Source organism: Pseudomonas persica (assembly GCF_900291015.1).
Taxonomy (GTDB): Bacteria; Pseudomonadota; Gammaproteobacteria; order Pseudomonadales; family Pseudomonadaceae; genus Aquipseudomonas.
Genome location: NZ_OLKL01000051.1, coordinates 159,571 through 173,325, shown reverse-complemented (window position 1 = coordinate 173,325; position 13,755 = coordinate 159,571). Strand labels below are relative to the sequence as shown.

Annotated in this window: 10 protein-coding genes and 1 pseudogene; 6 read left to right on the top strand and 5 right to left on the bottom strand. The window is 63.3% G+C overall.

Translation table 11 applies throughout. From position 1 onward, the window contains the following. Positions 1-1,488, bottom strand: a complete 1,488-nt coding sequence (locus FQ664_RS24625) for an aldehyde dehydrogenase family protein (RefSeq protein ID WP_144175549.1) — start codon at positions 1,486-1,488, stop codon at positions 1-3. 408 nt (positions 1,489-1,896) lie between these two features. Next, a complete protein-coding gene (locus FQ664_RS24620) occupies positions 1,897-2,088 on the bottom strand; it encodes an MbcA/ParS/Xre antitoxin family protein (RefSeq protein WP_144175548.1) in 192 nt (63 codons plus the stop codon). Between the two features lie 576 nt (positions 2,089-2,664). Here FQ664_RS24620 and FQ664_RS24615 point away from each other — a divergent pair. Beyond that, a pseudogene (locus tag FQ664_RS24615) lies at positions 2,665-2,979 on the top strand (thymidylate synthase); the annotation flags it as partial. Between the two features lie 117 nt (positions 2,980-3,096). On the opposite strand, the gene cadR reads toward FQ664_RS24615, so the two are convergent. Then, a complete protein-coding gene (gene cadR, locus FQ664_RS24610) occupies positions 3,097-3,540 on the bottom strand; it encodes a cadmium resistance transcriptional regulator CadR (protein ID WP_144175547.1) in 444 nt (147 codons plus the stop codon). Positions 3,541-3,623: 83 nt separating this feature from the next. Between cadR and FQ664_RS24605 the strand changes: the two genes are divergently transcribed. From FQ664_RS24605 to FQ664_RS24585, 5 genes are all read left to right on the top strand, one after another. Continuing rightward, on the top strand, positions 3,624-5,837 hold the full coding sequence (locus FQ664_RS24605) for a heavy metal translocating P-type ATPase (RefSeq protein ID WP_144175546.1): 2,214 nt from the start codon (positions 3,624-3,626) through the stop codon (positions 5,835-5,837). 9 nt (positions 5,838-5,846) lie between these two features. Continuing rightward, positions 5,847-6,716 carry a LysR family transcriptional regulator gene (locus FQ664_RS24600; RefSeq protein WP_144175545.1) on the top strand — a complete coding sequence of 290 codons (870 nt, stop codon included), beginning with the start codon at positions 5,847-5,849 and terminating at the stop codon, positions 6,714-6,716. Between the two features lie 193 nt (positions 6,717-6,909). Continuing rightward, positions 6,910-7,968, top strand: a complete 1,059-nt coding sequence (locus tag FQ664_RS24595; protein WP_144175544.1) for a putative 2-aminoethylphosphonate ABC transporter ATP-binding protein — start codon at positions 6,910-6,912, stop codon at positions 7,966-7,968. Between the two features lies 1 nt (position 7,969). Continuing rightward, a complete protein-coding gene (locus FQ664_RS24590) occupies positions 7,970-9,694 on the top strand; it encodes a putative 2-aminoethylphosphonate ABC transporter permease subunit (RefSeq protein WP_144175543.1) in 1,725 nt (574 codons plus the stop codon). 18 nt (positions 9,695-9,712) lie between these two features. Continuing rightward, positions 9,713-10,738, top strand: a complete 1,026-nt coding sequence (locus FQ664_RS24585; protein ID WP_144175541.1) for a putative 2-aminoethylphosphonate ABC transporter substrate-binding protein — start codon at positions 9,713-9,715, stop codon at positions 10,736-10,738. Positions 10,739-10,965: 227 nt separating this feature from the next. On the opposite strand, the gene FQ664_RS24580 is transcribed toward FQ664_RS24585, so the two are convergent. After that, positions 10,966-12,330, bottom strand: a complete 1,365-nt coding sequence (locus tag FQ664_RS24580) for a GTPase/DUF3482 domain-containing protein (protein ID WP_144175540.1) — start codon at positions 12,328-12,330, stop codon at positions 10,966-10,968. Continuing rightward, positions 12,323-13,714: a DUF2868 domain-containing protein gene (locus FQ664_RS24575; RefSeq protein ID WP_144175539.1), complete on the bottom strand. Its 1,392-nt coding sequence runs from the start codon at positions 13,712-13,714 to the stop codon at positions 12,323-12,325. The genes FQ664_RS24580 and FQ664_RS24575 overlap by 8 nt, the downstream gene beginning before the upstream one ends. Positions 13,715-13,755: the final 41 nt, after the last annotated feature.

Below are 13,755 nucleotides of genomic sequence, written 5' to 3'. Positions count from 1 at the left end.
TTAGTATCGAATCATTACGGACTTCAACTCAGTAAAGTCTTCGATGAAAGCACCGCCGAATTCGCGCCCAATTCCAGATGCTTTGATCCCGCCGAATGGAACGGCTGGATCAAGAAGGGTATGCATGTTGACCCAAAGTGTTCCTGCTTGAATTTCCGGAATCATGCGCAGTGCCTTGCTGAGATCGTTAGTCCAGAGACTGGCGCTCAACCCATAAGGACTGTCATTCATCAACGAAACAAGCTCGTCCTCGTCGTCATAAGCGAGGAACGTCGCAACAGGCCCGAAAGTCTCTTGAGTCATCAGCGTATCTGTGGCGCTGTTTGCAAGAATTACTGTTGGCTCGACATAGCAACCTGGTTGATCCAGTAGTCGTCCGCCGTGAAGAATGGTGTTGTTTTCAGCCCTGGCTTGCGCAAAGTAGCCGGATAGCTTCTGCTGATGCTGAGCATTGGTAACAGGGCCAAACTCACTTGCTTCGTCCATTGGAGAGCCAATCTTCAAAGCCTTGAGTCGCGTCACCAAGCTTTCCATGAGGTGATCGATCTGAGACCGATGAACATAAAATCGTTCAGCTGCAGCGCAGATTTGGCCAGAGTGCAAGAAGCCAGCCTCAATGATCCCTGCTACGGCTTTCTCGACTGGCACATCGCGGAGGAAGCCAGCAGCGTTCTTGCCGCCCAACTCAAGCGTGGCACGGGTCAATTTGGCCTGCATAGCAGTGGAGCCTACTGCCAAACCAGTGGGCACTGAGCCGGTGAAGGACACTTTGTCTGTGTCGGGGTGCTCAATCAGTGCTTTTCCGACGGCTCCGTCCCCACAGACAACATTGAGGGCACCTGGAGGCAGGCCTGCTTCGATTGCAAGCTCCGAAATCCGTAGGATGGTAAGCGGGGTGAACTCGCTAGGCTTAATGATCACGCTGCATCCGGTCACCAGCGCTGACGCCAGCTTCCAGATCGCAATCATGGTTGAGAAATTCCACGGAACGATGCCTACCACTACCCCTACAGGCTCTCGAAGAGTGAATGCCGTGTAGCGTTCGCCGTTGAATGAAGGGATCGACGGGGTGATCGTTTGGCCCGTAATTTTGCTTGCCCAGCCAGCGTAATAGCGCAGGAAATGTGCCGCTTGTCCCACCTCAAAGGCACGGGAGACGTTGATGAGCTTTCCGGATTGGAGGGTTTCAAGCTGAGCCAATTCCTCGCTATTGGCTTCTAGCAGGTCAGCCAGCTTCAGCAGGACTGCGCCTCGATGGGCTGGGGTAGCCTGCCCCCAGGCCTTGAAGCCTTTTCGAGACGATGTGACAGCAGCATCGATGTCCGCTTTATTTGCGACCCCGACGCGTGCGATAACACACCCATCCGCTGGGTTGGTCACGGGCAGGTCGTGAGTATTCGTTACCTGTGTCGCCTGTCCATCAATGAATAGGCCATGTGGGCGGCGCAGGAATGCTTCTACGCTTGCAAGGATGGACACCTGACTCATAGCCTAAACCTCTAAACAAGAAAGCTACTGAGGCTACGCCGGTAAAGTAAATTTAACTTGGCAATTCCTGCCAATTCCATATAGCAATCCATGCCATGAAAAATTAAGGCGAACTTTTTAGGGTTCAACCGGCACTAATTTAAAATCTAGCAACATGGCGAGCGTTGCGTACACCCCGAATCCTGCATAGCAGCTATTCAGGCATTGAGCTTGCAAAAGCTTATTCTTGCAAAAGTCGAGGTGTCTCTTCTGGCGTTTCGGCGTGAACACGCTAAATTCGCAATTGAGGAGCTGCGCGATCTGGGGAGTTAACGTTTTTGAGCCGCTTATCAATGTAGGTGCTGAGACTTATTGAAAGTTAGCTGTTTGCGCAAGGAATGAAGCCTGAGGAGCCTGACTCTCTTGGGGTCAGAGACCAAACCCATGATCCAGCTGTGCAAGCATGTCCATCACAAGCAGGTATCCAGCCTCGGTGCGGGCGTACTCAAGCGCTGATACTTCACCGAAGCTGCTGCGTGGTTGACTCAGCCATGTCGCCGCTTTCGCCTTGTTGCCAAAAACCTCTTCAGCCCGGAACCAAACTCGCTGTATGTTTTCCATCGGTCACCTCATAAACCTAAACTTCGGGAAGCTACTGGGCTGTTGGGGCGGGGCGGCCAATTACCAGTAACTGATAAGCAGAAATTGCCTGAAAGAGTGACTTCGCTGCAAGTCTTAATGCGTCGAGCTCCGCAGCTGGTAGCCCAGATTACATACCATCCTGATATTGCTTTCGGGTATCTGATGCATGCTACAGGGTACCCAATGCACTGGTATTCAGCGGCTTGCCAGATTTAAGAATTGCAAACACGTTTTTACCCATCAGTTTCCCCTCCTTGGTCGAAAGGTAGCCTAGTTTCTCGGCAGCCGATGAGCGCAATGCATGGACAATGAGCGCATTGCATGATGGGAACGCCTGTGCTGCCAAGGCACGATGCTGTTCCGGGTCACCTGGTCGAGGTTGGGCGAGAAAATGGTGCTGCCGCTTCTGGGGCTTGGAGCATTTGTGCTGCCCATTACATGTATAGATAGACAGGGTGTCTCGAAGTGTGCATAATTGAAAATGCACACAGGGAATTATCACCTGTAGCCCTTTATTTATGGCTAGCTGTGCAAAAAAAGCGTCGGAGGAACTTCCTGGGTACGCCGTTCAACCTCACCGAAGGCGCGGCGCTGCTGTCGCTGTTCGGCCGCCTGACCGGCTACACCCCACGCTGGTTCACCTACTTCATCGGCGATGCCCATGTGTATGAAAACCACTTGGACATGCTCAACGAGCAGCTTAAGCGTGAACCGCTGGAAGCGCCGAAGCTGGTAATCAGTGACCGCGTACCGGCGTTTGCCGAGACGGGCAAATACGAGCCGGAGTGGCTGGAAAAGATCGAGCCGAGTGATTTCTGGCTGGAGGGGTATGAGCACCATGCGCCGATGACGGCGCCGATGGCGGTCTGACAGATCGCTATTGTCTGAACTGGCCTCTTCGCGGGTGAACCCGCTCCCACAGGGACCGCACAAAGCTCAGGCCTGTGCAGTCCCTGTGGGAGCGGGTTTACCCGCGAAGCTTTGGGCTCAATGCCCGTGACTTCGCCCCACATGCGAATGCTCGGTATCCGGCACTGATACTGCCCCATTCGTCTCCAGTTGCTGCAGTATCGCGCATTCTGCCCCCTGCGCATTGCAGCGTCGCCGTAGTTCTACCAACTGCTCCTGCAGCGCCACCAACCCATCGATCCGCGCCTGCACATGCTCGATATGCTCGTCGATCAGCGCATTGACGCTGCCGCAGGAATCATCCGGGCTGTCGCGCAGGCGTAATAGGCTGCGGATTTCATCCAGGGTCATGTCGAGGGTGCGGCAGTTGCGGATGAAGGTCAGTCGCTCGACATGGGCCTGGGTATACAGCCGGTAATTGCCTTCGCTACGCGCAGGCTCCGGCAGCAGCTGTTCGCGCTCGTAATAGCGGATAGTTTCCACGGCGCATTCGGTGGCCTTGGCCAGTTCTCCGATCTTCATCACGAAATCTCCAACAGGTGGCTTGACCCTATAGTGGCTACAGGGTGTTCACTTGGCAACAGGCTCAAATTAAGGATGACCCCATGAACCAGCCTGTCAGCCACGAACACAAGCACGATCACCATGCCCACAGCTGCTGCGGCAGCGCCGCCGCGCCCGCCCTGGTGCAACTGAGCGAAAAAGCCAGCAGCCATGCCCAGTTCAGCCGCTTCCGCATCGAGGCCATGGACTGCCCGACCGAGCAGACCCTGATCCAGGACAAGCTGGGCAAGCTGGCCGGTATCGAGCAGTTGGAGTTCAACCTGATCAACCGCGTGCTTGGCGTGCGCCACACCCTGGGCGGCACCGCTGAAATCGAGCAGGCCATCGACAGCCTGGGCATGAAAGCCGAGGCGCTTGGTGCCGAAGACGATGGCACCGCCAGCGCACCACAAGCGGCCAAGACCCGCTGGTGGCCGCTGGCGCTGTCCGGCACTGCCGCGATCGCCGCCGAAATCGTGCACTTTGGCGCGCTGGCCCCGGCGTGGGTAGTGGCGGCGCTGGCGCTGGCAGCGATCCTCGGCTGTGGCCTGGGTACCTACAAGAAGGGCTGGATCGCCCTGAAAAACCGCAACCTCAACATCAACGCGCTGATGAGCATTGCCGTGACTGGCGCGGTGCTGATCGGCCAGTGGCCGGAAGCGGCCATGGTAATGGTGCTGTTCACCGTCGCCGAGCTGATCGAAGCCCGCTCGCTGGACCGCGCGCGCAACGCCATCGGCGGCTTGATGCAGCTCACCCCCGACATGGCCACCGTGCGCCAGGCCGATGGCCAGTGGCGGGAAGTTGAGGTGCGCAAGGTGGCCATCGGTGCCCTGGTGCGGGTCCGCCCCGGCGAACGCATCAGCCTGGACGGTGAAGTGACCAGCGGGCAGTCCAGCGTCGATCAGGCACCGATCACCGGCGAAAGCCTGCCTGTGGAGAAGGCCTTGGGCGACAAGCTGTTTGCCGGCACCATCAACCAGGCAGGGGCGCTGGAGTTCCGCGTTACCGCCGCTGCCGGGCAATCGACCCTGGCGCGGATCATCAAGGCCGTCGAGGAAGCGCAAGGCGCGCGGGCACCTACCCAGCGTTTCGTCGACCGCTTCTCGCGCATCTACACCCCGGTGGTATTCGCCATTGCCCTGGCCGTGGCGGTGATACCGCCGCTGTTCATGGCCGGCGCCTGGTTCGACTGGGTCTATCGCGCCCTGGTGCTGCTGGTGGTGGCCTGCCCATGCGCCCTGGTGATCTCGACCCCGGTGACCATTGTCAGCGGCCTGGCCGCCGCCGCGCGCAAGGGCATCCTGATCAAGGGTGGCGTGTATCTGGAGGGCGGGCGTCAGCTGGACTTCCTGGCCCTGGACAAGACCGGCACCATCACCCACGGCAAGCCGGTGCAGACCGACGCCAACGTACTGGAGCCGCTGTTCGAGGGCCGCGCGCAAGCCCTGGCCGCCAGCCTGGGCGAGCGCTCGGACCACCCGGTTTCCCGCGCCATTGCCCAGTTCGGCAAGGAGCAAGGCTTGGCCTTGAGCGAGGTCGATGACTTCGCCGCCCTGGCCGGGCGCGGCGTGCGCGGCACCATCGCGGGTGAGGTCTACCACCTCGGCAACCACCGTCTGGTCGAGGAGCTGGGGCTGTGCTCGCCCGCGCTTGAGGCCCAGCTGGATGCACTGGAGCGCCAGGGCAAGACCGTGGTGCTGCTGCTCGACCGCTCCGGCCCGTTGGCGCTGTTCGCCGTGGCCGATACGGTCAAGGAAAGCAGTCGCCAGGCCATCGCCGAACTGCACGAGTTGGGCATCAAGACTGTCATGCTGACCGGTGACAATCCGCATACCGCGCAGGCCATCGCCACCGTGGTGGGTATCGACCGCGCCGAAGGCAACCTGCTGCCTGCCGACAAGCTCAAGAGCATCGAAGCCCTGTACGCTCAGGGGCATCGGGTGGGCATGGTCGGTGACGGCATCAACGACGCCCCGGCACTGGCCCGCGCCGAGATCGGTTTTGCCATGGCGGCGGCCGGTACCGATACCGCCATCGAGACCGCCGACGTGGCGCTGATGGACGACGACTTGCGGAAAATCCCGGCCTTCGTCAGGCTGTCGCGCCAAAGTGCAGCGATCCTCATGCAGAACATCGTTCTGGCGTTGGGCATCAAGGCGATATTCCTGGCGATCACCTTTGCCGGCGTGGCCACCATGTGGATGGCGGTGTTCGCCGACATGGGCGTGAGCCTGCTGGTGGTGTTCAACGGCTTGCGCCTGTTGCGCAAATAGAGGACGTGCATGCTGAGTTCGGAGCTGAAAGCCTTCTACATGGTGGCCCGTCTGGGCAGCATCACCCTGGCGGCGAAGAAGCTCGGGCTCAGCCAGCCCACGGTGACCACGCAGATCCGCAACCTGGAAGGCCAGTACGCCGTGGAGCTGTTCTACCGCGGCGGGCGGCGCCTGGTGTTGAGCGAGGAGGGTGTGCGCCTGCTGCCGATGGTCAAGGCACTGTTGCAGCAGGAGGCCGACATCGAGTTCGAGCTGCGCAACAGCGGCCAGGCCCAGGGCAGCCTGCGCATCGCGGCCACTGCGCCGTACTACATTCTCGACCTGGTGAAGATCTACCGCGAACGCCTGCCGCAGGTAGAAGTGGCGGTGGAAATCGGCAACTCGCAGCAGGTGCTGGAGATGCTCGAGGCCTACCGGGTGGACATCGCCGCTTCGTCGCAACTGGTGGAAGACGCGCGGCTGGTACGGCGGGTGCTGGGGACTGACCCGTTGGTGGTGGCGGTGCATCGCAACCACCCGTTGGCCCATCGTCAGGCGGTATCGATCGAGGTGGTAGCCGGGCATTGTCTGCTGATGCGCGAGCAGGGCTCGACCACACGCAAGCTGACCGAGCAGATGATGCAGGAGGCCGGGGTGAAGGCTGTGGCGCTGCTGGAAATTGGCAGCCGCGAGTCGATCCGCGAGGCGGTGCTGCGCAACATCGGTATCAGCGTGATTGCCCGGCACGAGGTGCCGCACAACCCTGAACTGCGGGTGTTGGCGCTGGAGAACGCACCGCTGATGCATGAGTATCTGTATTGCCTGAAAGAGCGGCGCCAGGCCCGGTTGCCGGCGGCCTTCCTTGGGGTTGCGCAGGAAGTGGCCGGTTCACACTTCTAGACCTGTGCTGGCCTCTTCGCGGGTAAACCTGAAGGCTGCGCAGTACCTGTGGGAGCGGGTTTACCCGCGAAGAGGCCCGCACAGGCCACTACAAAATCTGCCTATACCACTATCACCGACTTTTGCCTTAAAGCCACAGAACCTTCGCACAGCCTTCCTAGCATGGCCCCCATCGCTTCGATGAGGCCCTGCCATGAATCACGCCACCCCCGGCGCACAGATGAAAGTGCGCAATATCCACAAGCGCTTCGGCGCCTTCACGGCGCTCAATGATGTCTCGCTGGACATCGCCGCCGGCGAACTGGTGTGCCTGCTCGGCCCGTCCGGCTGCGGCAAGACCACGCTGCTGCGCTGCATCGCCGGCCTGGAGCGCCAGGACCGCGGCACGTTGTACATCGGCGAGCGCGATATCTCCGAGCTACCACCTCAGGCCCGTGACTACGGCATCCTGTTCCAGTCCTACGCGCTGTTCCCCAACCTCACCGTCGAAGCCAACATCGCCTACGGCCTGACCGGCAGTGGCCGCGAGCAGGCCCGCCGGCGGGTGGCCGAAATGCTCGAACTGGTAGGCCTTTCTGGTAGCGAGAAGAAGTACCCAGGCCAGCTCTCCGGTGGCCAGCAACAACGTGTGGCCCTTGCCCGCGCGCTGGCACCGTCGCCGTCTTTGCTGCTGCTCGATGAGCCGATGTCGGCGCTGGACGCCCGGGTGCGCGAGCACCTGTGCACCGAACTGCGCCAGCTGCAGCGCCAGCTGGGTATCACCACGCTGATGGTCACCCACAACCAGGACGAAGCCATGCTGATGGCCGATCGCATTGCGGTAATGAACAACGGCCAGGTCGAGCAGTACGCCACCCCGCAGGAAATCTACGACCAGCCGGCCACGCCGTTCGTCGCCGGGTTCGTCGGTCAGGGCAACTGGTTGCCGTTCCAGCGCAGCAGTGACAGCCATGCCCAGGTCGGTGGCATGAACATGCGCCTGGCACCAGGTTCCGCGCGGCCCGGCAGCGGCCGGCTGTTCTGCCGCCCGGAGGCGATCACGGTCAATCCGGCGGTGCACGAAGAAAACCTGTTCCCGGCCATGGTCCGGGAAATCACCTTCCTCGGTAACCGCTGCCGCATGAGTTTCGAGCTCAAGGCCCTGCCCGGCCATGCACTGCTGGCCGAGCTGGCCCCCGAGGCCATGCCGCGCCTGGGCTCGCAGGACATCTGGGTGGCGCTGCCGCCGCAGAGCCTGCAGGTGTTTGCCTGAGATGGCCGCGCCAATGTCCCTGCCGTTGAGCCAGGCCAAAGCCGCGCCGCGTGCCAGTGTCGCCCTGGGTGACCGGTTGTTCGTCGTCGGCGGCAAGAGCCTGCTGCTGATGCTTCTGCTGCTGGCGGTGCTGATGCCGCTGCTGGCGATCTTCTGGCGCGGCTTCAGTGGCGACGCGGGCCAGGGTGGCGGCCTGCTGGCAGCCCGCGAACTGTTCGCCAGTGAAAACTTCCACTGGCTACTGGGCAACAGCCTGTCGGTGGCCTTCACCGTGGCGGCCATCGTGGTGCCGCTGGCCTACCTGTTTGCCTATGCCCTGCAACGTACGTTGATTCCGGCCAAGGGCCTGTGGCGGGGGATTTCGCTGCTGCCGCTGCTGGCGCCGTCGATGCTGCCGGCCATCGCCCTGGTCTACCTGTTCGGTAACCAGGGGCTGCTGCGCGGGTTGCTCAGCGACAACATCTATGGCTTCTGGGGCATTGTGCTGGGCGAGGCCATCTACACCTTCCCGCATGCCCTGATGATCCTGCTGTCGGCGCTGTCGCTGGCCGATGCACGCCTGTTCGACGCAGCGTCGAGCATGGGGGCCGGCCCTTGGCGGGCGTTCACCAGCATCACTTGGCCGGCCACGCGCCAGGCAGTGTTCGCGGCGTTCTGCCTGGTATTTACCCTGACCATCACCGACTTCGGTGTGCCGGTCGTGGTCGGTGGCGATTATCAGGTGCTCGCGCTGGAAGCCTACAAAGCGGTGGTCGGCCAGCAACAGTTCGGCCGTGGTGCGCTGATCGGCATGGTGCTGCTGGTGCCGGCGCTGCTCAGCTTTACCGTCGATGCCTGGCTGCGCCGGCGCCAGGGCGAGGCCATGAGTGGCCGTGCCCAGGTGTTCAAGCCCAAGCCGTCGCGGGGCCGTGATGCCTGCTTCCTGATTATCGTGCTGCTGGTGTGCGCGGGGTTGCTGCTGGTGATCGGCATGGCGGTGTACTCGTCGCTGGTCACTTTCTGGCCTTACAACCTGTCGTTGTCGCTGCGTCACTACATGTTCGAGGACACCGCTGGTGGCGGCTGGCTGGCCTACCGCAACAGCGTGACCATGGCCATCGGCACCGCGCTGATCGGCAGCATGGTGATCTTCACTGGCGCCTACCTGATGGAGAAGACCCAGGACCAATGCCTGCTCAACCAGGCGCTGCGCCTGCTCAGCTTCATTCCCATGGCCGTGCCGGGCCTGGTGCTGGGCCTGGGTTACGTATTCTTCTTCAACCTGAACGGCAATCCGCTGCACGCGCTGTATGGCGGTATGGGGCTGCTGGTGGTGTGCACCATCGCCCACTACCTGACCACCGCGCAGATGACCGCGACCACCGCCCTGCGCCAGCTCGACGGCGAGTTCGAGGCCGCAGCGCTGTCGCTGAAGGTGCCGCTGTACAGGCACTTCCTGCGGGTGACTGTGCCGATCTGCCTGCCAGCGCTGCTGGACATCATCCGCTACCTGTTCGTCTCGGCGATGACCACCGTGTCGGCGGCGATTTTCTTGTACAGCCCCGACACCATCCTGGCTGCCGTCGCCGTGCTGAACATGGACGACGCCGGCAACGTTGGTGGTGCCGCCGCCATGTCCACCCTGATCCTGCTGACCAGCGCCAGCGCTTCACTGCTGCTGGCCGCAGCCTCACGCGGCCTGCTGCGCCGCTCCCAAGCCTGGCGCCAACGCGCCGCGACCGTCTGACCGGTAAGGAACCTAGCCATGTACAAGCACCTTGCACTTGCCACTGCCGTTTCCGCCGTCTTCAGCCTGCAGGCTTCGGCCGCCGGTACCCAGCTGACGGTTTACACCGCCCTGGAAGCCGAACAGCTGAAAAGCTACAAGCAGGCCTTCGAGAAGGCCAACCCGGACATCGAGATCAAGTGGGTCCGTGACTCCACTGGCATCATCACCGCCAAACTGCTGGCCGAGAAAGACCGCCCGCAAGCCGACGCGGTGTGGGGCCTGGCCGCTTCGAGCCTGGCCATCCTCGACCAGAACGGCATGCTCGAAGCCTATGCACCGAAGGACCTGGGCAAGATCGCCGCCAACTACCGCGACGCCGCCAACCCGCCAGCCTGGGTCGGTATGGACGTGTGGGCCGCGACCCTCTGCTTCAACACCATCGAGGCCGAGAAGCAGGGCCTGAGCAAGCCGGTGAGCTGGCAGGACCTGACCAGGCCCGAGTACAAGGGCAAGATCGTCATGCCGAACCCGGCCTCGTCCGGCACCGGCTTCCTGGATGTCAGCGCCTGGTTGCAGACCTTTGGCGAGCCGCAGGGTTGGGCGTACATGGATGCGCTGCACCAGAACATCGGCCAGTACGTTCACTCCGGTTCCAAGCCGTGCAAGCTGGCAGCAGCGGGTGAATTCCCGATCGGCATCTCGTTCGAGTACCCGGCCGTGCAGCTCAAGCGCCAGGGCGCGCCACTGGACATCGTACTGCCGAAGGAAGGGCTGGGTTGGGAGATCGAGGCGACTGCGCTGATCAAAGGCTCGCCCAAGGCGGATGCGGCCAGGCGCCTGGCTGATTTCTCGGCAAGCCCGGCGGCCATGGAACTGTACAAGGAGAACTTCGCCGTACTGGCCGCGCCGGGTATTGCCAAGCCGCAGACCGAACTGCCGGCGGACTATGAACAGCGCCTGATCAAGAACGACTTTGCCTGGGCCTCGAAGCACCGTGATCAGATCCTGGCCGAGTGGCGCAAGCGCTATGACGGCAAGTCGGAGAAGGTGGCCCAGCAGTAACCAGCACCGGCCTCTTCGCGGGTACATCCCTGTGGGAGCTGGCCCAGCCCTTTGGGCTGCGCTGTCGCATAGAGAACTGAATTCGCAAGCGGTCCGTGCATCCTGTGGGAGCGGCTTTANCCGGTGTTCGCGGCTAAAGCCGCTCCCACAGGGGCCCTGCTAATTCAACGAGTTATGTGCAGTTCTATGAGAGCGGGTTTACCCGCGAAGAGGCCAGGCCTGCCCACTCAGAATTGTGAAACCAGCGCCTCCAGCTGCTCCTGCCGCTCAGCCTGGTTCAGCTTCGCCCCAGGGTTGAGGGTGGACCACTGCGGATGCGCCCGCGCCTTCACCAGCGCCTCCGGCAATTTGCCTTCCCGCCAAGCCTTTTCATCCAGTTCACCCAGGCGAATGCTGTCCTGCGCCGCATGCCCGCGGTTGTCCAGCGCCAGCATCAACTGCTGCTGACGCAAGGCCAGCAAGCGCAACACCGTATCGTCCACGGTCAGCTCGCGCTTGCCCTTGAGCTTGCCCATCAACCGCGACCCATAGTTGCGCGCCGTCTGCAGCGCGCCTCCGGCAATTGCCCCGGCCAGCGCCGCCGCGCCGAGGGTAAGGCCACCAACCAGCAAATCGACCCCGGCACCCGCCGCAGCACCGGCCGCCACACCGCTGCCCAGGCGCACGCCCAGCAGTTTCAAGGTCTCGGGATTGAACAGGTCATCGCCCCAGCGGCCGTCCAGCAATGGCAGGTCGCTGGCATGGGCGTCCTCACGGCGGAAGGCATACAGCTTGAGCAATGCCTCGACGCAGCGTTGCTCGCGCTGGCGCACCTCTTGCCGCAATGCCTCGATGGCCCGGGCTTCGGCAGCCGGTTCGGCGTCGACGCTGCGCCGGCAGGCGGCGCAGTCCAGCAGCAGTTCGGCGATCAGGCGCTTGCCGCTGTGCCGGCGCGCCAGGCGCTGTGCCTGCTGGTCGTCGATCAGCCGCTGCAGGGCTGGGCGGGCGTCTTCCAGCAGCAGGGCCAGGCTTTCGTACAAACGGCGCTCGCCATCCTCGGGCGGGGCCACGCTGTCGAACCGTACCAACGCGTGAAGCCCAAGCCTGGCAAGGGCTTCACGCCATTGCGGCTCGCGGTGCTGGTGGCTGGCGACGAAATTGAGCACCGGTAGCAGCGGCTTGCCGCAGCTGGCCAGCACTTCCAGCTCGTCGCGGTATTTGGCCAGCACCGGCTCACGCGCATCGATCACGTACAGGCCGGCGTTGCTGGCCAGCAGTTGGCGCAGCACCTTGGCCTCCTGCTCGAAGCGCTGGCGCGCTTCGCTGCCCTGCAGAAAACGCTCCAGGCGGGCTGGGCCGTCCAGGCGCTCGCCCGGGCGTTCCAGGCGTTCGAGGTTGTCGAGCAGGGCGATGGCGTCTTCCAGGCCCGGGGTGTCGTACAGCTCCAGCAAGGGTTCGCCGTCCACCGACAGCCGCGCACCTTCCACATGGCGGGTGGTGCTGGGGCGGTGGGAGACTTCGCCAAAGCCGACGTCGCGGGTCAGGGTGCGCAGCAGCGAGGTCTTGCCGACGTTGGTGTGGCCGACCACGGCCAGTTTCAGTGGCTCAGTCATGGCCATGCTCCAGCCAGGTCAGCGGCGAGGTATCGGCATGCGCCAGGCCAAGACGGTCGAGGGCTTCGTGCCAGTCGCCCAGGCGCTGGGCGTCCAGGGCTTCGCCCGGTGCGGCCTGCAGTAGCCAGATGCGGGTGGCGCCGGCATTGCGCGCCAGTTCGGCGAGCAACGCCAGGCTGCCACGGTCGGGCGAGCGGCGCGGGTCGCAAGCGATGGCCAGGCGTGCCGGCGGGAAGCGGCTGAGCTGTTCGAGCAGGCGGTTGCGCGATTCGCGGCTGTCGAGCACACCGGCACTGGTCACGCTTTTCGGCAGGGTGGGTGGCCAGGGGTGCTGGTCGTCCAGCTCCAGGCCGACCAGCAGGGCACCGCTGCTGCCGCTTTCCAGCTGGCCAGCGGCAAACTGCGGCAAGGCTTCGGGGGCGGCATCCTGTACGCCGATGCGTTCGCTGCGCGGCATCAGCGCTTCACGCAGTTGCGCGTAACCGGGCAGGCTGAGGTCCAGCGTCAGGCGTTGGCGGCCCTGGCACCAGCGCCACAGGCACAGCCCGGCCAGCAGCAGGCGTGGCAGCAGGCCGTAAACCAGCACCACGCCAAGCAGCCAGCTGGCCCAGGCCTGGCGCGCCAGGTCCAGGGCCGGCTGGCTGTCGCCGCTGGCGCGGATCATGGTCTCGTCGGGTACCGTGAAGCCCAGCAACGAGGGCAGGGCGCCCAGGGCCTGGGTCAGGTGGATGAACGGATCGGCGGCGAGCAGGGTGGTTTCCCAGACAAAGCCATAGCGCCGGGTCGCCAGCAAGGCCAGCAGCATGCCCAGCGCGGTCATCATCGCCAGCAGCCACAGGCCGTGCACCAGCAGGCCAAGCAGCCAGCGGTTGAGGCGCTGGCGTTGCAGCAGCACCAGCAGCGCCGGTGCCAGGTGCGCGGCCTTGGCATCGCGGGCAAAGCGCTCGCTCAGCCATAGCCACAGGCGACCCAGCCCCGCGCCATGCTCGCCGCTCACGGCAAAGCCTAGGCCCCAGCCCAGCAGCATCAGCAGGTTCAGCCCGAGCAGGCTGCCGAGCGCCCAGAACACATTCACCGGGCGCTGCCCGTCGCCCAGGGCGGCCAGGGCCAGCCCCGCGCCGCTGAGCACGGCCAGCAGCAGCAAGGCCAGCAGCGCCAGGCGTGCGCCCTGTTTCCAGTGGCGCAGGGTGGTGCTGATGCCGTCGCGTTCGGCCAGGAACAGGGCACGGGTTTCGATGCGGGCCGCCAGGTCGCCGCCCGCCTGGCGGGCGCGGCGGTTGGCTTCCTGGTCCTCCAGGGGGCCGGCATGTTCCTCGCGCAGGCGTATCGCTTCGGTGAGCCAGCGCTTGTCCAGTGGAGTCGGTACAGTCACAAGGTCTTCCATTGCACAGGTCAGGGCAGAAGCATAACCCACACGCCCGATGC

Coding starts and splice junctions, on each gene's coding strand:
- FQ664_RS24625 (WP_144175549.1), bottom strand. CDS start 1,488: ATGAGTCAGGTGTCCATCCTTGCAAGCGTAGAAGCATTCCTGCGCCGC.
- FQ664_RS24620 (WP_144175548.1), bottom strand. CDS start 2,088: ATGGAAAACATACAGCGAGTTTGGTTCCGGGCTGAAGAGGTTTTTGGC.
- cadR (WP_144175547.1), bottom strand. CDS start 3,540: ATGAAGATCGGAGAACTGGCCAAGGCCACCGAATGCGCCGTGGAAACT.
- FQ664_RS24605 (WP_144175546.1), top strand. CDS start 3,624: ATGAACCAGCCTGTCAGCCACGAACACAAGCACGATCACCATGCCCAC.
- FQ664_RS24600 (WP_144175545.1), top strand. CDS start 5,847: ATGCTGAGTTCGGAGCTGAAAGCCTTCTACATGGTGGCCCGTCTGGGC.
- FQ664_RS24595 (WP_144175544.1), top strand. CDS start 6,910: ATGAATCACGCCACCCCCGGCGCACAGATGAAAGTGCGCAATATCCAC.
- FQ664_RS24590 (WP_144175543.1), top strand. CDS start 7,970: ATGGCCGCGCCAATGTCCCTGCCGTTGAGCCAGGCCAAAGCCGCGCCG.
- FQ664_RS24585 (WP_144175541.1), top strand. CDS start 9,713: ATGTACAAGCACCTTGCACTTGCCACTGCCGTTTCCGCCGTCTTCAGC.
- FQ664_RS24580 (WP_144175540.1), bottom strand. CDS start 12,330: ATGACTGAGCCACTGAAACTGGCCGTGGTCGGCCACACCAACGTCGGC.
- FQ664_RS24575 (WP_144175539.1), bottom strand. CDS start 13,714: ATGGAAGACCTTGTGACTGTACCGACTCCACTGGACAAGCGCTGGCTC.